Below are 18,261 nucleotides of genomic sequence, written 5' to 3'. Positions count from 1 at the left end.
CTTGAGCATTCCTGTCCTCCTCCACTGCAAAGCGCGGTCGCATCAGGCCGTTTCTGGCGCGCGCCGTCAACAGCCTGTTGCTCTTTCTCCACGCTTCCGATGCGACGACCACCGCTCTGCGGAGAGCGGGAGGCTATTCGCCGTAGGGAATCCAGATGTTCTTGACATCGACCGCTCGCCGCAGGAACGCCTGTCCTTCGGCGGCCGAGCGATCCGTCCAATCGATCGCCTTGCCGTAATCCACGAAGGTACGCTTGAGGTTGCCGACGGACAGCTTCTCGACGAGTGTCGAAAGTTCCGGCGAGCCGAACGCCCAGAGCGCGTCCACGTCGTTGTGCGCGGCGAGTGCCTTGGCGAGTTCGATCGCAGATCCGGTGACGATATTGATGACGCCGGGCGGCACATCCGAGGTCTCGAGGACCGAATAGAAGTCGGTCGCAGCCAGAGGATGCGCTTCGCTCGGCACGGCGACCACCCGGTTTCCGACTGCAATCAGCGGTGCCACGAGACTGACAAGCCCGAGCAGCGGCGCTTCCGGGGGGCAGATGACGCCGACGACGCCCTGGGGTTCCGGCATGGCCAGTGCCACGCCGCGCAGGGGCGGCTGGTGCACGGTGCCCTCGTATTTGTCCGCCCAGGCTCCGTAGCTGAACAGCCGGGCAATCGAAGCTTCGACCTCCGCTCGGGCATTGGCTGCCGAGGCCCCCGTCATGGCGGCGATGCGGTCGGCGAATTCCGCCCCGCGGCTGCTCAGATTCTCGGCGATGTAATAGAGGATCTGGGCGCGGTTATGCGCTGTTGCCGAAGACCAGCCCGAGGCGCCCCGCGCCGCAACGACGGCATTGCGGATATCCTTGCGGTTGCCCTCGCCGACTTCGCCGATCACCTTGCCTTTCGGGGAAAGCACGGGCCGCGAATAGTTCCCGTCCGGCCGCGCCTGCTTGCCGCCGACGAAGAGCTTGGCAGTGCGATCGAGCGCCGGAACGGCGAAATCACCGGCGGCCTGCTTCGGGGCCGGCAAGCCGTGTTCGGGGCGCAGCTTGCGCCCCATCCAGGCCTTCGGCTTCAGATATTCGTAGCAGCCCTCTCGCCCGCCCTCACGGCCGAAGCCGGATTCGCGCTTTCCGCCGAAGCCGCTCGACGCATCGAAGAGGTTGGTCGCATTGACCCAGACGACACCGGCCGCAAGCTTTGCGGCAACATGCAGGGCAAGACCGATCGTTTCGCTCCAGACGCTCGCGGCAAGGCCGTAGCGGCTATGATTTGCAAGCTGGATCGCCTCCTCCGGCGTACGGAAGGTCATCGATACGGCCACCGGCCCGAAGATTTCCTCGGTCGCGACGACGGAAGTCGGCTGGACGCCGGTCAACAGCGTCGGCCGAAAGAAGCTGCCGCCCTTCGGGAGTTCGATCTTCGGCTGATGCATCGATGCGCCTTCGGCGACGCCCTTCGCCACCAGCTCTTCGATTCGCTGCAACTGCACCGGCGCGACGATCGCCGCCATATCGATCGCCTTGTCGAGCGGATGACCGACGCGGAGCGTCTCCATGCGCCGCTTCAACCGGTCATGAAAGACCGGCGCCACGCCCTCCTGCACCAGAAGGCGTGAACCGGCGCAGCAGACCTGGCCCTGATTGAACCAGATCGCATCCACGACGCCTTCGACCGCCGCGTCGATATCGGCATCGTCAAAGACGATGAAGGGCGACTTGCCGCCAAGCTCCAGCGTCAGCGACTTGCCGCTCCCCGCTGTCTTCTCGCGGATGAGGCGTCCGACTTCGGTCGAGCCGGTAAAGGCGATCTTGTCGATATCCTCGTGCTCGACGATCAGCGCCCCCGTCTCGCCCTCGCCCGTCACCACGTTCAGCACGCCCGGGGGGAGACCCGCTGCAGCGGCAAGCTCCGCGAAGAGCAGCGCCGTCAAGGGCGTAAACTCCGCAGGCTTCAGGATGACGGAATTGCCGAGCGCCAGCGCCGGCGCAACCTTCCAGGCGAGCATCAGGAAGGGGAAGTTCCAGGGGATGACCTGTCCGACAACGCCCACGGGCACCTGGTCGGCGAATTCCGTCTCCTGCAGCTGTGCCCAGCCGGCATGATGATAGAAATGGCGAGCGGCAAGCGGTATGTCGATGTCGCGCGTTTCCCGGATCGGCTTGCCGTTGTCGAGCGCTTCGACGACGGCGATCAGGCGCGCATGGCGCTGAATCAGGCGCGCGAGCGCATAGAGGTGCCGGGCGCGGGCATGTCCGGAGAGCTTTGCCCACGGGCCCTGCGCCTTGCGCGCTGCCGCCACCGCCGCGTTCACGTCGTCGCGCCCGCCATGTGCGATTTTCGCGAGCAATTTGCCCGTTGCGGGCTCGAACGTGTCGAAGGATTTGCCTGATGCTGAACCGACGAATGCGCCGTTTATGAAGTGGCCGAGCTTGCCTTCATGCCGAGCGAGCCAGGCGCGCGCCTCGGTATCGGCTTCGGGGGCCGGGCCATAGGACATTTCGTCGAAGAAATTGGCAACGCTCATCTGATTATCCGATCGGGTGTCTGTTGAGGGCCGAATAGGCGCCGCTGACATGATGTTCGAGCTGGCGCTCGATGTCGGCGAGCAGGCTCGATGCCCCGACGCGGAAAAGGTCCGGTTCGAGCCATTCCCGCCCAAGCTCTTCCTTCATCAGGAACTGGTAGTTCAGCACATCCTTCGCGACGGAAATGCCGCCGGCCGGCTTGTAGCCGACCTTGATACCGGTCCTCTCCTCATAGGCCCTGATCATCCTGAGCATGGCGAGGGTGACGAGCAGGGTCGCGTTCACCCCTTCTTTTCCGGTCGACGTCTTGATGAAGTCGGCGCCCGCCATCATGCAGACGAGCGAAGCCCGCGCGACGTTGCGAAGCGTCTTGAGATCGCCGGTCGCGAGGATTGCCTTGACATGCGCATCGCCACAGGCCGCACGGAAATCCCGCATTTCGTCGTAGAGCGCCTGCCAATTTCCGGTCAGCACGTGCTCGCGTGTGATGACGATGTCGATTTCCCGAGCACCATCCGCAACCGAGGCCTTGATTTCCCTGAGCTTCACGTCGTGCGGGACGAGACCGGCCGGAAAGCCCGTGGACACTGCCGCCACGGGAATGCCGGAACCCTCCAGGGCCTCCACCGCGGTCGAAACGAAGCGATGATAGACACAGATCGCCCCGGTCGTGATGCCTCGATCGCCCATGCCGAGCGCGTCGAGAATGTCCTGACGCACCGGCTGGCGCGCCTTGGCGCAGAGGCGTTTGACGCGCTCGGTCGTATCGTCGCCGTTGAGCGTCGTGAGATCGATGCAGGTGACGGCTTTCAAGAGCCAGGCGGCCTGCGCGTCCTTCTTGACGGTGCGCCGGCCAGGCAGCGTCTGAACGCGGCGCTCTGCCGCAGAGAGATTAACGCGCTGATCGAGCACCCAGGATAGGTCGAGCTCTACACCGTCATTGCGCGGCCAGTTATGGCCCGCGCCGGCGGGGTGCACCGCCGCGCTTTTCAGAGCAAGGTCTTCCAACCGATTTCTCCCTCTTCCCGGACCACCGGCGGCGCGCTTCAAAGAGCGAACAACAGAATGTTAGTTTACTAACAAGATATTTGTTAAACTTTCATCATTTCCGCCGCCTGTCAAGGCGGGGTTGTCCGCTCTCATACATTCCCGGCACAGGCATCAAATCGGCGGCCAACGCGGTTTCGCCGTCTTCTGTGATAAGCGACCGGAAAGCACTGGGCGGAGCAAAGAAAGCCGCCTTCAGCTTGCCGAGCTTGCTGCTGTCGGCGACGAGGTAATTCTCGCGCGCCAGCGAAATTACCTTTTGCTTGACCGGCACCTCGTGGAAATGGACGCAGGTCGCTCCCCTAGCCGGGTCGATTCCGGCCGCCGAAAGAAAGGCGACATTGATGCCGAGCTGGTCGAGGGTCGCGATTCCAGGCGCGCCGGAAAAGGAAGCCGACGACGGGTGATAGACGCCGCCCAGCATTACCATGCGGAGATTTGTTTTCCGCGTCAGCCTTTCGGCCGTGTTCATGGAATAACATATCGCCGTGATTGAGTAATCGTCCGGTATCAGCTCGACCAGGTATTCCAGCGTCGTACCACAATCGATGAAAATCGTCTCATCGGGGCGAATGTGCCGGGCGGCATGAATGCAAGCCTGCCGCTTGGCGCCGGCGTGAATGTCGGCCGCGCGGGCAAGCTCGTAGGGCGCATCACCTTCGATCTCGGCGGCCGGTACGATATGCCCGCCCAGATATCCGAACAGTCCAGGGTTGTCGGCGACATCACGGCGGACGGTCATTTCCGATACGCCTAGCAGCGCCGCCGCCTCTTTCAGGTGCACGACCCGCCGCGCCGAAAGCGCGTCGGACAAGGTGGCAATGCGTGTTTCCCTGCGGCTGGCCATGGCTCTTCCAAATTATAAAGAAAGCATTTTGCGCAATGTTAATCTGTGAGAAATATCACAAGATCGCCTCGGCCCGCAAGCGATCCGCTGGGGCAAAGCTGGCCGTACGAGCTGGCTTGTGGGCTCGTGCTTCAGGGCCGGGTTGTCCCTGAACTCGCCGTTTCCTCGATTGACAACGCCCAGCGAAGGTTGAAAAAGTGATGTACAATCGAAGCGGCCAGCGTCGGGGGGACTTTTGTCTATGCGCGCGTTTCTCGGTCTTTCCACCCTTCTTTTCACACTCGTTTCCCTGGGAATGCCGGTCGCAGCGGCCGAGCCCGAACGCCGGATCGAGATTACCAACGATGCCGACTATTTCGGCTTCGATCTGCGCACCGAGCAGAACGTATCGCTCGACCAATGCCAGAGTGCCTGCATTGCCGACCGCTCCTGCAGGGCCTTCACCTACAATCCAAAGGTGAAGTGGTGCTTCCTCAAGTCCGACTTCAACCAGTTGAATACGTTCCCGGGGGCCATCGCCGGCAAGGTCGCCGAAACCGCCGCCGGCGAAGCCGACATCGGGGCACCGCCGCGCCTCGATTTCGTCTCGGATGATCTCCTGCAGCAGGCGCGCGATGTGAAGGCGAATCTCGTTCTGGCCGACGACCAGCAGGGGTTCGGAGTCAACGGCCTCATCGAGACGGCGCGCAGCGAGTTGACGGCCGGCAACTTCGTCGCCTCTCTCAAGGCCTTCCGCGGCGCGCTTGCAATAACGCCGAAAGACGGTGCGCTGTGGCTGGAGACGGCTGAGGCCGCCAACCGGTTTGACGCCGGCACGGATATGGCGAGCGAAGCCGCCCTTGCCGCGCTCAACGGCTATCAACTGACGCGGACCACGCAAAGTCGCGCGCATGCGCTGGCCATTCTCGCCCAGGCACTCGACAAGCTGCAGAACTATCGCGCCGCGCTTCAGTCCTACAAAGCCAGCCTCGAGCTCGTGCAGGCAAAGACGGTCGAGACGGCTTATCTCGATCTCAAGGCGCGGCAAGGTTTTCGGGTCACCGGCCACACGGTCGATGCAGACAGCGCCAGCCCCCGCGCCTGCGTGCAATTCTCCGAGCCGCTTCTGAAGAACGGCCCAGATTATTCCCCCTTCGTGACGCTCGATGGCGCCGCGCCGAAGGCGGTGGAGGCCAAGGGCAGCGAAATCTGCGTCGAAGGCCTGGCGCATGGCCAGCGTTACAAACTCGTGCTGAGGCAGGGCCTGCCCTCCTCCGTCAAGGAAGTCATCGAGGCGCCCGTCAGCCTCGACGTCTACGTAAAGGACCGCGCGCCGATGGTCCGCTTCACCGGCGACAGCTTCGTTCTGCCCTCGACTGCACGTCGCGGCATTCCGATCGTCTCGGTCAACACGGAAAGTGCCAAGCTCAAGCTCTACCGTATCGGCGACCGCAACATCTCTTCGCTGCTCACGAGCTCCCAGTTCCTGACCCAGATCGACGGCTACAGCGAGGAGCGCATCAAGGACGAGAGCGGCGAGCTGGTCTGGCAGGGCAGCATCGAAATCGAGACCGAGCTGAACAAGGAAGTGGTGACGAGCTTTCCGGTCGACGAGGCTCTGCCGCTGCGCAAGCCCGGCGTCTACGTGCTGACGGCGAGCTCCGGAACCGGACTTGCACAGGATTGGGATGCGCGCGCCACGCAATGGTTCGTCGTTTCCGACATCGGCATGTCGACCTTTGCAGGCACGGATGGGCTTACCGTCTTCGCGCGTTCGCTTGCGAGCGCCAAGCCTCTTGCAGAGGTCGAATTGCAGCTGGTCGCGAAGAACAATGAGGTGCTCGGGACGGCGACGACCGATGCGGAAGGACGCGCAACCTTTTCCGCCGGGCTGATCCGCGGCACGGCCAGCATGACGCCGGCGGCGATCACCGCCCGAAAGGGTAGCGACGACTACGTGTTCCTCGACATGACGCGCGCCGGCTTCGACCTTTCCGACCGAGGCGTTACCGGCCGCGCCGCACCGGGTGCGATCGACGTCTTCGCCTGGACGGAACGCGGCATCTATCGCGCGGGCGAAACCGTTCATGCCGCAGCGCTCACCCGCGACGTCAACGGTGCCGCGATCGAAAAGTTGCCGCTGACCTTCGTTTTCCTGCGCCCGGACGGCGTCGAGGACCGCCGCCTCGTCAGCGACGGCGGCAAGCTCGGCGGGCATACGCTCGATCTGCCGGTCCCTGAAAATGCGATGCGCGGCACCTGGACGATGCAGATCTTCACCGATCCAAAGGGCTCTGCGATCGCCGAGAAGCAGTTCCTCGTCGACGACTTCGTACCGGACCGCACCGAGTTCGACCTGACGAGCGAAGCAAAGGCGATCGAGGTCGGCACCCCGATCGAAATCGCCGTCGACGGACGCTATCTCTACGGCGCACCGGCCGCGGGCCTGACGCTCGAAGGCGAAATTGCCGTGAGGCCGACACGCCGGAGCGAAGCGTTCAATGGCTATTTCTTCGGCCTCGCCGACGAAGAGGCAAGCGAGGACACGCGCCTGCCGCTGGAGGGGCTGGAGCCGCTCGATGAAAACGGCAAGTCGGTTTTCAATGTCGATCTCGCCGAAGTTCCCGGAACGACGCAGCTGCTCAACGCCAATGTGACCGTTCGCATGCGCGAGGCCGACGGCCGCGCGATCGAGCGCACATTGACCCTTCCGGTGAAACCCGAGGGACCGATAATCGGCATCAAGCCGGAGTTCTCCGGCGACCTCGCCGAAAACTCGGTCGGGAAATTCCACGTCATCGCCGTCGACGCGGACGGCACCAGGACCGCGATGCCGGGTCTCCCCTGGAAGCTGATCAGCGTCGAACGGAATTACCAGTGGTATCGCGACGGCACCGCCTGGAAATACGAGCCGGTCATCTCCACCAAACAGGTCGCGAGCGGCTCGGCCGACGTGACGGAGGACGGCGCCGAAATTTCGGTCCCGGTCGGCTGGGGCCGTTATCGGCTGGAGATCGAGGCGGCGGCCCTTGACGGGCCGGCTTCGAGCGTTGAGTTCGATGCGGGCTGGTATGTCGAGGCCACCTCCACGGAGACCCCGGACGGGCTAGAGATCGCTCTCGACAAGGAGAACTACGCGGTCGGGGAGACGGCGAAGCTCAAGGTCTCGCCGCGCTTTGCCGGCGAACTGCTGGTGACTGTCGGCACGGAAACCCTGGTGACGACGAAGACCGCGGCCATTGCCGAAACCGGTGGCGAGGTGGAACTGCCGGTGACGGCCGACTGGGGTACCGGCGCCTATGTCACCGCGACGCTTTACCGCCCGGGCGAAGCCCAGGAGAGCCGCATGCCCATGCGGGCGATCGGTATCAAGTGGCTCGCCGTCGATCCGGCGGACCGAAAGCTCGCCGTCAGCTTGGACGCGCCCGAGAAAACCGAGCCGCGCCGGCCGCTCGATATCGGCCTTCAGGTACGGGGCGCCGGCACCACTGAAGATGCCTATGTCACGGTTGCCGCTGTCGATGTCGGCATCCTGAACCTGACGCGCTACGAAGCTCCGGACCCCGACGGATGGTATTTCGGTCAGAGGCGGCTCGGCCTCGAGATGCGCGATCTCTACGGACGATTGATCGACGGCTCGCTCGGCGCGACCGGCCGGCTGCGCACGGGCGGCGACGGCGGACAAATGCCGCTCCAGGGCAGCCCCCCGACCGAAAAGCTCGTCGCCTTCTTCTCGGGCGCCATCAAGCTCGACGCCGAAGGCATGGCGAACATGCGCTTCGACATTCCGCAATTCAACGGAACGGCGCGGATTATGGCGGTCGCCTGGACGAAATCCGGCGTCGGCCACGCGGTCAAGGACGTGGTCATCCGCGATCCGGTCGTCGTGACTGCGAGCCTGCCGAAGTTCCTGGCGCCGGGAGACCGGGCCGAATTGCGGCTCGATATCGCCAACGCCGACGGGCCGGCGGGCGATTATCAACTGCAGGTCACGACCAACGGCCCGGTCACCGTCGAACAGACAGCGGCCGAAATGGTGAACCTCGACGCCAGCGGCAAATCCGCTCTGACTCTGCCGCTCGCCGGACAGTATTCGGGAGACGGTCTCGTCACCGTAAGGCTCTCGAATGCCGCGGGCCTGTCGCTGGAGCAGACGCTGAACATTCCTGTCCGCCCGGCTGCCCTTCCGGTCACACAGCGTCATGTCGTCAATGTCGCCGCGGGCAGCAGCCTTACGGTGGACGAGCAATTGCTCGCCGACAGCCTGCTGCAGGGCGCCTCTGTCAGCCTCAACATCACGCGCTCGGCCGCCTTCGACATCCCGGCGCTTCTGATGACGCTCGACCGCTATCCCTACGGCTGCGCCGAGCAGACGACGAGCCGCGCCTTGCCCTTGCTCTATCTCAGCGAGCTTGCCAAGCAAGCCGGGCTTGGAGACGACGAAGGTGTGAAGAAGCGCGTGCAGGAGGCGATCTATCGGGTCCTTGCATATCAATCCTCCGCCGGCAGTTTCGGCCTTTGGAGCCCCGGCTCCGGCGATCTCTGGCTCGATGCATACGTCACCGATTTCCTTACCCGGGCGCGGGAACAGAAATTCGACGTGCCGGAACAATCGATGGTGCAGGCACTCGAAAACCTGCAGAACGCGCTGAGCTACGAGACCAACGTCAAGGACCGCGGCAACGAGATCGCCTATGCGCTTTATGTCCTTGCGCGCAACCGCAAGGCCGCTATCAGCGATCTGCGCTATTATGCGGACGCGATGCTCGGCGATTTCCCGACCCCGCTCGCCAAGGCCCATATCGCCGCGGCGCTCGCGCTCTATGGCGATGCCCGGCGCTCGCAGGATATCTTCGCGGCCGCGGCCAATATGTCGACCGGGCTCGTCAATGTCAGCCTCGCCCGCTCCGACTACGGCTCTTCGCTTCGCGACGGCGCGGCCGTGCTGGCGCTGGCAGCCGAGAGCCGGCCCGTGCCGCCGATCATTCCCGAGCTATCCAGGGTCGTTGCCCGGGAGTGGCAGCAGGCTAGATACACGAGCACCCAGGAACAATCCTGGATGCTCCTTGCCGCACGCGCGATCCAGGGGGGCGACGAGGACATGAGGATCGAGGTCAACGGCGCAGCGCGCACGGGCAGTTACGCCGCCCGCATGACCGGCGACGCGCTGATCGAGCATCCGGTCGTTATCCGCAACGAAGGCACCGACGCGGTCTCCGCCGTGGTCACGACGGTGGCGGCGCCGGCGCAGTCGCTCTCGGCCGGCGGCGAAGGCTTCACCATCGAGCGGAGCTATTACACGCTCGACGGAACGGCGGCTAATGTCAGCGAGGCCCGGCAGAACGAGCGCTATGTCGTGGTGCTGAAGGTGACCGAGACCAACGACTGGCCGTCCCGGGTGCTCATCACCGATCTCTTGCCCGCCGGTTTCGAGATCGACAATCCAAGCCTCGTCGACAGCGCCCAGCTCTCGAATTTCGAATGGATCGGCGAAGTCCAGGCCGCCCATACAGAATTCCGCAGCGACCGCTTCGTGGCCGCCTTCGACCGTTCGACGGGCGACAACCGCGAGATCACGCTCGCCTATGTCGTGCGCGCGGTGACGCCCGGCACCTACGACCATCCGGCCGCGAACGTCGAGGACATGTACCGGCCGCAATTCTCGGCGCGCACGGCGACGGGCCGCATGGAGGTGCAGGCAGCCCAGTAGGACGCAGGATGATGTTCTCTCGGCGAAAGTCGTACCGCAACGGCATTGTGCCGGCCCCACGCCTCCCATCCGGACGCGGCCGGGCGATCGTCGCGTTATCCCTCGCCCTGATCCTGTCCGCACTCGCAGTCTTCACCCTCGAATGGGCCGACAGGACCTTTCCGCCGCCCCTCTCCGAGGCCGATACGGTCTCGGCCGAAGTTCTCGACAGAGACGGCCGCCTCCTGCGCGCCTTCGCGGCCAAGGATGGACTGTGGCGGCTGAAGACGACCGCGCAGGACGTCGACCCGCGCTTCATCGAGATGCTGATCGCCTATGAGGACCAGCGCTTTCGCGAACATCACGGGGTCGACCCGTTGGCGCTCGCTCGTGCCGCGCTGCAATTCGTCACCAACGGCCGTATAGTCTCCGGCGCATCGACGCTTTCCATGCAGGTGGCGAGGCTTATTGAGCCGCGCGAGCGGCGGACGCTGGGGGCGAAGCTCCTGCAGGCGGCGCGCGCTATCCAGATCGAACGGCGCCTCGGCAAGGACGAGATTCTCGATCTCTATCTGACCCATGCGCCCTATGGCGGCAATCTCGAGGGCGTGCGCGCGGCAAGCCTCGCCTGGTTCGGCAAGGAGCCGCGCCGCCTCTCGGCGGGAGAGGCAGCACTGCTCGTCGCGCTGCCACAACTGCCGGAAAAGCGCCGGCCCGACCGCAATCTTGCCGCCGCCGAAGCGGCCCGCAAACGCGTGCTCGCCCGCGCCGCCGTCGCCAGGGTCATCGGTGAGGGCGAAGCGGAGCGGGCGGCGATGACCGCCATACCGACGCGGCGCCTGCAGCTTCCCGCCCATGCTGCCCATCTCGCCGAGACGGCGCGACGGAAGGATCCGGCGGGGCGCCGGCATCCGACGACGCTTAGCCGCAATATCCAACGCAGCCTCGAAGGCGTCGCACGTGAAGGTGCTGCAAGGCTCGGTCCCAAAGTGTCGGTCGCCATGGTCATGGCCGATATCAGGACCGGCGAGATCGTCGGCGAGGTTGGCTCGGCCGACTATTTCGACGCAAGCCGCTCGGGCTGGATCGACATGTCGCGGATCACCCGCTCCCCCGGATCGACGCTGAAACCCTTCGTCTACGGTCTTGCCTTCGAGGAGGGTCTCGTCAGCCAGGAGACGATCATCGAAGACCGGCCGGCGGACTTTTTCGGCTATCGGCCGCGCAATTTCGACATGAATTATCAGGGCGACGTCACCGTGCGCCAGGCGCTGCAACTGTCTCTGAACGTGCCGGCGATCCGCCTGCTCGATGCCGTCGGTCCGTCGCGCCTGATGGTGCGCTTCCGGCGCGCCGACGTCAGGCCGAAATTGCCGTCGCACGAGGCACCGGGGCTTGCGATCGGCCTCGGCGGCGTCGGCATCACGCTTCGCGAGCTGGTGCAGCTCTATGCGGGCCTTGCGAACCAGGGGTGGCCGGTGCGCCTCGGCGACGGCATCGAAGGCGTCCCCGGTCCCACCGACGGCGAGCCGCTGCTGTCGACGGTCGCCGCCTGGCATGTCGCCGACATACTCTCGGACGTGCTTCCACCGGCGGGAAGCCGCCGGCACGGCATCGCCTACAAGACCGGCACCAGCTACGGCTATCGCGACGCCTGGTCCGTAGGCTTCGACGGCCGCTATGTGCTCGGTGTCTGGGTGGGCAGGCCCGACAATGGCGCGGTGCCCGGCTTGACCGGTTACGGTGCGGCGGCGCCGATTCTGTTCGAAGGATTCGCCAAGGCGGGGATCGCCATCACACCCCTGCCCGGCCCGCCCGCGGGCGCCGTCCGGCTTGTCCAGGCTGATCTGCCGATCAGCCAGCGACGCTTCTCGGTCACCGCGAACGGGCTGCTCTCGGCCTCGGTCCGTGAAGCGGCGCCGCAGATCGTGTTCCCGCCCGAAGGCGCCCGCGTCGAGCTTGGCGCGCAAGGGGACGGCGTGATCACGCCCTTGACGCTGAAGCTCCAGGGCGGCCGGGCGCCCTTCCGCTGGCTTGCCAATGGCCGTCCGCTGCCCGACGTGGCCCGACGGCGCGTCAGTCAATGGCAGCCCGATGGCGGCGGCTACTCGACGCTCACGGTCATCGATGCGCTGGGGCGTGCCGCCAGCGTTCGCGTCTTCGTCCAGTGAAACGATATGGACGCTCCACCCGACCGCCGGTCCCCCCCTTCACGCCGTGTGCGCGGCCTTGACGGTATCGCCTTGCGGCTCGCGGGCCGGAGGCGCCATGACGAGCGGCATGCCCGCCTCAAGGCAAGCGGCGATGAAGGCTTCCCGTGCCACTGCCGCCGGCGTCATCCGGTTCAACGCCCGCCGACAGGTCCGCACCGCCCGTTCGTAGCGCTCGCCCTTCCTGAGCGGCCACTCGTTTTCCAGGAAGTCGAGGGCCTCGTAAACGGAGGCAAAAGTGTGCGTCAGACCGTTGGAAAGGCGCACGGTGAGAGGGATCGTCCAGGGGATCTCATTGAGAAGCATTTTTCCTCCTTTCCTATGACGTCAATGAATTGCACGCCCGCTGCACTCCCACGGGTCGAACGAACCATGCAGCGCTGCGGGGTGCCATATTGATCTCTACGCGTCTCGAAAACGTATCGCGCTGAACAGATATTGGAGCGGAAAAGGTAAATTCAAGAACCCCGATCAGTGGCTTAGGCCCTCTTTCGATCGGCCAGTTTTCGCGGTCGCCGGGGGGGCGGGCAAAGGAACGAAAATCGATGTTCGGGAGCCCTTGAAACCCGGCTTCGAATGACTAAATCGGGTGCGAGAGCCGCCTGTAAGGGGCTCGCAGTCGAGGAGCTCCGTTCTCTTCGGCGCTCCTCATCGTCCATGTTGCTCAAGGAGGATATGGCTATGAGAACAAGCTTCGATTTCTCGCCGCTGTCGCGCTCCAGCGTTGGCTTCGAACATCTGTTCGACCTCTTGGATTCCGCAAGTCGCCTGGCGCCCAACGACAACTGGCCGCCCTACGACATCGTGCGGGTCGGCGAGAACCAGTACCGGATCGCAATGTCGGTAGCGGGCTTCGCCCCGGACGAGATCACCATCACGCACGAGCAGCAGATGCTGACCGTCACCGGTGCGAAAGCCGGAGAAGACGACACCGAATATCTCTACCGCGGTATTGCCGCACGCAATTTCGAGCGTCGCTTCCAGCTCGCCGACTTCGTAACGGTCACTGGCGCCAACCTCGCCAACGGCCTGCTCAAGATCGACCTCGTCCGTGAGCTTCCCGAGCAGATGAAGCCGCGTCGGATTGAGATACATCAGGCAGAAGCATTGCCAGCCGGCGAAGCCTCGAAACAGATCGAAGGCGAAAAGCACGCAGCGTAGCCGCACATGCATACCGCACCGAAGCGCCGGCGTCCGCCGACGCCTCGGTTCTCGGCGGATTGGAGCGGGAAAGCGCCGGAAATTGCGCACCTCCCGCTCCACTGCAAAGAAAGGAACGGACCGATGAATGTACGTGATCTCATCCCATGGGGCCGTGCGCAGGGCCAGGTGCCGGCTTCCTATCGTGACAACGACCGAAATCCCTTCCTGGCGCTCCACAGGGAAATGAACCGCCTGTTCGACGACGCTTTTCGCAGCTTCGAAACCCGCCTGCCCATCAGCGGCTTTTCGGGTTTTGCAGGTGGCTGGCCGAGCGTCGAGGTCTCCGACCGGGATAAGGAAATCAAGGTGACCGCGGAACTGCCGGGTCTCGATGAAAAGGACGTCGAACTGTCCTTGTCCGACGGCGTGTTGTCGCTGCGAGGCGAAAAACGGGCAGAGACCGAGGACCAGGAAAACCAGTTCTCGGAGCGATATTACGGGCGCTTCGAGCGACGCATTGCGCTCGGATACGAGGTGGACGAAAGCAAGGTGAATGCGACCTTCCGCAATGGCGTCCTGACCGTTACTCTGCCGAAGACGGAGCAGGCCCAGTCGAAAGCCAAGCGCATTGCGATCAACGGGCGGTAGTAGCCTGTTGCGGTCCCCGCCGTGGGCGAACGCCCCTCATCCGCCTGCCGGCACCTTCTCCCCGCGGGCGCAGGGCTGTCCGGGGAAAATTCATGCATAGCGGAAGACCATTTGGTTTGGGATGGTCCGGGGTTTTGGTCGGCTTGGATTGACCTGCGGCGGCTTGTGGATTTCGGCGATGCTTTTGCGCTGGAACAGGCACTGGGTGACGAGGTCGGTGAAGCGCAGGATCGGTAGAGGGACGCGGGCGAGGCGGGCGGCGATGCGCAACAGTGCATAGGCGATCATCGCGGCGAAGATCTGCAGGCGGATGGCGTTGTCGTTGTTGCCGAGGAACTTGCGGATCTTGAGGTGCTGTTTGATCCAGCGGAACAGAAGCTCGATCTGCCAGCGATCCTTATAGAGCTGGCCGATCTCGACGGCGGAGCGCTCGAGGTCGTTGGTCAGAAGCGTGATCGTATCGCCGTCCTGGCGCTTGACGATTACCCGGCGCAAGCCGATCGGCAGCTTGGAATCGCCCTTGCTGGCGAGGCTGACCTGGCTGTCTTCGAGGACCAGGAAGCCATCGCCTTGAGGTTGCTCAACGGGGCGTTCAGCGACCAAAGCCAGTCCCATGTTGGTCTTCGGCCGGGTGACGAAACTGGCGCCGGCTTCGGCGATCGCCGTCCACCAGCCGTAATGGCAGTAGCCCTTGTCGAAGACATAGGTTGCGCCCTTTTCGATGGTGATCGTGCGGCCGATCTGGGCGTCGTTGACGTTGGCGTCGGTGATGTCGAGGATGCCTGGACAATCGGCCTTGGGATCATAGACGACATGCAGCTTCATGCCGCGGATGCGGCCGTTCGACTTGGCCCAATCGTACAGCTTACCCAGCGGTATCGGGGTCGAATCGATCAGCCGCAGCATCTTGGTGCCCTCCCGGCGCGTCTGCCGGTCGAGCTGACCGGCCAGAAGCGCGAAGGTCTCGGCGAAGACGGCGACCGGGCGGCGGCGGTTGGCGTCCGACAGCGTCGAGCGCATCAGCCGGCCACTGCCGAGATGGTAATGATGCTGACTGTTGGCGTTGAAGCTCGCCTCCAACCCGCGCAGGCTGGTCGTGGCGCTCAACTGGGCATAGATCAGTGCCACCAGATGATCCCAGCTGGTAAAGCACTTGTCGTAGGCATCCCCGGCATGACGATCCACAATCGCCTGAAAGCTGCGGCGATCAATCGCTTTCAGCAGCTGGGCGAAAATGCTAGGGGTGAACCGCATGCTCCGTCTCCTTTTCTGAGTCTCGACAACCAGAAAATAGACGGAAAAACGCCGTCTGACGGGGCATGCGCCTGCGACATTTCGATTCACCCGGAACTTTCCCCGGACAGCCCTGCCGCGGGCGGGGCGAAGGGACTGGCGGGCACCCTTTCGCGTCCCTCGCGAAAGCTCACGGAGGCTGCCGCTTGTCCCTTCTCCCCATCTAAATGGGGCGAAGGTGTTCGCAGCCGGATGCTACTGCACGTTTCCTTTGATCGTACTTTTAGCTAAGCCATTGCCAGTACCCTGACGGCCTCGGCCTTCGTCTCCCGCCGCCCGCTCTTCATCGGCTTGCCCGCAACATATACCTCAGCCACCGAGCGATCGTCGCCCATCGTCTGCAGAACGAAAAGCTCTTCGGCAAGCGTCGAGGCAACCTGCATCCTGAGCTCCATGGCCGGCTTGGCGCGGCTGTCGAGGACGACGATGTCCGCATCCGCGCCGGCGTGCAGCGAGCCGATCCGATGTTCGAGGTCGAGCGCGCGCGCGTTGCCGAGCGTCAGCATGTAGAAGGAGTTGAGCGGGGAGAGCCGCTGGCCCTGCAGGTGCAGAACCTTGTAAGCCTCGTCCATCGTTTCTAGCATCGAGAAACTCGTCCCGCCGCCGACATCGGTCGCGACCGCGTGGCGCGCGCCAAGCCTGTCGAAACGGTCGCGATCGAAGAGGCCGCTGCCGAGGAAGAGGTTCGAGGTCGGGCAGAAGACGCCGACCGCCCCGGTTTTTGCGAGGACAGATATTTCGCGGTCGCTCAGATGGATGCAATGGCCGAGCAGAGTCTTGCGGCCGAGAAGCTCGTAGCGTGCATAAATGTCGGTATAGTCCTTCGCTTCCGGATAGAGCGAAGTGGCGAAAGCGATCTCGTCGCGGTTTTCGGACAGGTGGGTCTGAACGTAGCAATCCGGATGCTCGGCAGCGAGCACGCGGCTCACCTCCATCTGCTCCGGCGTCGAGGTGATCGCAAAACGCGGGCTGATCGCATAATGCGCGCGGCCGCGGCCATGCCACTTGGCGATAAGCGCCTTCGTCTCGTCATAGCCCTTTTCGGGCGTGTCCCGCAACGCGTCGGGCGCGTTGCGGTCCATCATCACCTTGCCGCCGATCATCAGCATGTTGCGCTCTTCGGCTGCCGTAAAGAATGCATCGACGCTTTCCGGATGCACCGAGCAATAGGCGGCCGCCGTCGTTGTGCCGTTGGACAGGAGTTCGTCCATGAAGCGGTCGGCAATGAAGGCCGCGTGCTCGGGCGCCTTAAACTTCTGCTCCTCGACGAAGATGTAGGTGTTCAGCCATTCGAGGAGCTGCGCACCGTAGGAGGCGATCGCCTGTGTCTGCGGGAAATGCAGGTGCGTATCGATGAAACCGGGCATTACCAGATGCGGCCGATGATCGGCGATCTTTACGCTGGGCCCCGCTTGTTTCGCCACGTCGCCGTAAGGACCGACGCCGGCGATCTGGCCTTTGCTCACGAAAACGGCGCCGTCCTCGAAGAAACGATAGGAGCCGGCATCGTCGACGCTCGCGGGCTCCTTGACGAAAGTCAGCACGCGGCCGCGGATCAATTGATCGCTCATTGGACTTTTCCTTCCGTTACGGTCGTCTCGTACCAGCTGGCGATAAGCTGGCGTTCCTCCTCGGTAATGCCCGTGACATTGGCGGGCGGCATGGCATGCGAGCGCCCCGCCTGCAGGTAGATTTCGCGGGCATGCGCGACGATGTCGCCATCGGCTTCGAGAACGACGCCCTTCGGCGGCACGATTATGCCTTCCCATCCCGGCTCGCGCGCATGGCACATGGAACAGCGGCCAAGCACGGTGTCGCGCACTTTGGAGAAGTCCGGTGGCGCGACGACGGCCTCGGCGGCCGTCGAAGCCCTGGCCTCTCCGCCGTCGGAGAGGACCTTGGGCACGGTGGAGAGCCACATGATGGCGATGAACAGAAGCACCGTCGCGAGCCAGGTCCAGGTCGGGCTGCCCTTGTTGGCGTGGCGGGTGTTGAACCAGTGGCGGATCGTGACGCCCATGAGGAAGACCAGCGAGGCGATGATCCAGTTATACTGCGTCCCGAAGGCGAGTGGATAATGGTTCGACAGCATCAGGAACAGCACGGGCAGCGTCAGATAGTTGTTGTGCGTCGAACGCTGCTTCGCCTGCTTTCCGAGCGCAGGATCGGGCGTGCGACCTGCGATCAGGTCGGCAACAACCTTTTTCTGGTTCGGGATGATGATGAAGAACACATTGGCCGACATGATGGTCGCCGTGAAGGCGCCGAGATGCAGATAGGCGGCCCGGCCCGTGAAGAGTTGGGTGTAGCCCCACGCGACGATGACGAGGATGAAATAGAGCAGCACCATCAGCCGCGTATTGTCGTTGCCGAACGGCGAACGGCAGATCATGTCATAGGCAAGCCAGCCGAAGCCAAGCGAAGCCAGCGAGATGGCGATTGCCATCGGCTTCGAGACGTCGAGCACGTTCGGATCGATGAGGTAGAGGTCCGCGCCGGCATAATAGACGAGCGCAAGCATGCCGAAACCCGAGAGCCAGGTGACGTAGGACTCCCATTTGAACCAGATCAGGTGCTCCGGCATGTTTTCCGGCGCAACCAGATATTTCTGGATGTGGTAGAAGCCGCCGCCATGCACCTGCCATTCTTCGCCATAGGCGCCGACCGGCATGCCCGGACGCTGCTTCAGCCCCAGGTCGAGCGCGACGAAGTAAAAGGATGAGCCGATCCAGGCGATGCCGGTGATGACATGCAGCCATCTGACCGCAAATGTCAGCCAATCCCAGGCGATGGCATACTCGTACATTGAGTTCTCCCCATTTCTCTCGCGTTCATTATGTGTCATTGCTTGGGGAGGCGGGAACGGCGCCATCGCACCAACTCTTT

At 63.8% G+C, this 18,261-nt stretch carries 11 protein-coding genes; 4 read left to right on the top strand and 7 right to left on the bottom strand.

Annotation, left to right across the window (positions count from 1 at the left end):
- Nucleotides 1-133 precede the first annotated feature (133 nt).
- The 3 genes from JOH52_RS26535 to JOH52_RS26525 form a co-directional block, all read right to left on the bottom strand.
- Nucleotides 134-2,518 carry an aldehyde dehydrogenase family protein gene (locus tag JOH52_RS26535; RefSeq protein WP_017271859.1) on the bottom strand — a complete coding sequence of 795 codons (2,385 nt, stop codon included), beginning with the start codon at nucleotides 2,516-2,518 and terminating at the stop codon, nucleotides 134-136.
- Between the two features lie 4 nt (nucleotides 2,519-2,522).
- Entirely contained in the window at nucleotides 2,523-3,527 is a 1,005-nt protein-coding gene (gene deoC, locus JOH52_RS26530) for a deoxyribose-phosphate aldolase (protein WP_017271858.1), read from the bottom strand.
- 94 nt (nucleotides 3,528-3,621) lie between these two features.
- The gene (locus tag JOH52_RS26525; RefSeq protein ID WP_017271857.1) at nucleotides 3,622-4,413 is read right to left on the bottom strand and encodes a DeoR/GlpR family DNA-binding transcription regulator; all 792 of its coding nucleotides are present in this window, start codon (nucleotides 4,411-4,413) and stop codon (nucleotides 3,622-3,624) included.
- A gap of 241 nt (nucleotides 4,414-4,654) precedes the next feature.
- On the opposite strand from JOH52_RS26525, the gene JOH52_RS26520 reads away from it, so the two are divergent.
- Complete coding sequence (locus JOH52_RS26520) at nucleotides 4,655-10,102, top strand: alpha-2-macroglobulin family protein (RefSeq protein ID WP_017271856.1); 5,448 nt, start codon at nucleotides 4,655-4,657, stop codon at nucleotides 10,100-10,102.
- Nucleotides 10,103-10,110: 8 nt separating this feature from the next.
- Entirely contained in the window at nucleotides 10,111-12,252 is a 2,142-nt protein-coding gene (pbpC, locus tag JOH52_RS26515) for a penicillin-binding protein 1C (RefSeq protein ID WP_017271855.1), read from the top strand.
- A gap of 39 nt (nucleotides 12,253-12,291) precedes the next feature.
- On the opposite strand, the gene JOH52_RS26510 is transcribed toward pbpC, so the two are convergent.
- Complete coding sequence (locus JOH52_RS26510; RefSeq protein ID WP_010975656.1) at nucleotides 12,292-12,597, bottom strand: DUF982 domain-containing protein; 306 nt, start codon at nucleotides 12,595-12,597, stop codon at nucleotides 12,292-12,294.
- A gap of 375 nt (nucleotides 12,598-12,972) precedes the next feature.
- On the opposite strand from JOH52_RS26510, the gene JOH52_RS26505 reads away from it, so the two are divergent.
- Both JOH52_RS26505 and JOH52_RS26500 read left to right on the top strand, forming a co-directional pair.
- Entirely contained in the window at nucleotides 12,973-13,452 is a 480-nt protein-coding gene (locus tag JOH52_RS26505) for an Hsp20 family protein (RefSeq protein WP_013850739.1), read from the top strand.
- 123 nt (nucleotides 13,453-13,575) lie between these two features.
- Entirely contained in the window at nucleotides 13,576-14,082 is a 507-nt protein-coding gene (locus JOH52_RS26500) for an Hsp20/alpha crystallin family protein (RefSeq protein ID WP_014527237.1), read from the top strand.
- Nucleotides 14,083-14,172: 90 nt separating this feature from the next.
- On the opposite strand, the gene JOH52_RS26495 is transcribed toward JOH52_RS26500, so the two are convergent.
- The 3 genes from JOH52_RS26495 to JOH52_RS26485 all read right to left on the bottom strand — a co-directional run bounded on the left by JOH52_RS26495 (nucleotide 14,173) and on the right by JOH52_RS26485 (nucleotide 18,181).
- Complete coding sequence (locus JOH52_RS26495; protein WP_003537933.1) at nucleotides 14,173-15,336, bottom strand: IS4-like element ISRm16 family transposase; 1,164 nt, start codon at nucleotides 15,334-15,336, stop codon at nucleotides 14,173-14,175.
- 266 nt (nucleotides 15,337-15,602) lie between these two features.
- Nucleotides 15,603-16,946: a guanine deaminase gene (guaD, locus tag JOH52_RS26490; RefSeq protein ID WP_017272012.1), complete on the bottom strand. Its 1,344-nt coding sequence runs from the start codon at nucleotides 16,944-16,946 to the stop codon at nucleotides 15,603-15,605.
- Nucleotides 16,943-18,181, bottom strand: a complete 1,239-nt coding sequence (locus JOH52_RS26485; RefSeq protein ID WP_017272013.1) for a urate hydroxylase PuuD — start codon at nucleotides 18,179-18,181, stop codon at nucleotides 16,943-16,945. The genes guaD and JOH52_RS26485 overlap by 4 nt, the downstream gene beginning before the upstream one ends.
- Between the last annotated feature and the right edge of the window lie 80 nt (nucleotides 18,182-18,261).

Source organism: Sinorhizobium meliloti (assembly GCF_017876815.1).
Lineage (GTDB): Bacteria > Pseudomonadota > Alphaproteobacteria > Rhizobiales > Rhizobiaceae > Sinorhizobium > Sinorhizobium meliloti.
This window is presented reverse-complemented; position numbering and strand designations above follow the sequence as displayed.

Bases quoted from the DNA above. Each gene is read 5' to 3' on its own strand.
- JOH52_RS26535 (WP_017271859.1), bottom strand. From the start codon at position 2,518: ATGAGCGTTGCCAATTTCTTCGACGAAATGTCCTATGGCCCGGCCCCC.
- JOH52_RS26525 (WP_017271857.1), bottom strand. From the start codon at position 4,413: ATGGCCAGCCGCAGGGAAACACGCATTGCCACCTTGTCCGACGCGCTT.
- JOH52_RS26520 (WP_017271856.1), top strand. From the start codon at position 4,655: ATGCGCGCGTTTCTCGGTCTTTCCACCCTTCTTTTCACACTCGTTTCC.
- pbpC (WP_017271855.1), top strand. From the start codon at position 10,111: ATGATGTTCTCTCGGCGAAAGTCGTACCGCAACGGCATTGTGCCGGCC.
- JOH52_RS26510 (WP_010975656.1), bottom strand. From the start codon at position 12,597: ATGCTTCTCAATGAGATCCCCTGGACGATCCCTCTCACCGTGCGCCTT.
- JOH52_RS26505 (WP_013850739.1), top strand. From the start codon at position 12,973: ATGAGAACAAGCTTCGATTTCTCGCCGCTGTCGCGCTCCAGCGTTGGC.
- JOH52_RS26500 (WP_014527237.1), top strand. From the start codon at position 13,576: ATGAATGTACGTGATCTCATCCCATGGGGCCGTGCGCAGGGCCAGGTG.
- JOH52_RS26495 (WP_003537933.1), bottom strand. From the start codon at position 15,336: ATGCGGTTCACCCCTAGCATTTTCGCCCAGCTGCTGAAAGCGATTGAT.
- guaD (WP_017272012.1), bottom strand. From the start codon at position 16,946: ATGAGCGATCAATTGATCCGCGGCCGCGTGCTGACTTTCGTCAAGGAG.
- JOH52_RS26485 (WP_017272013.1), bottom strand. From the start codon at position 18,181: ATGTACGAGTATGCCATCGCCTGGGATTGGCTGACATTTGCGGTCAGA.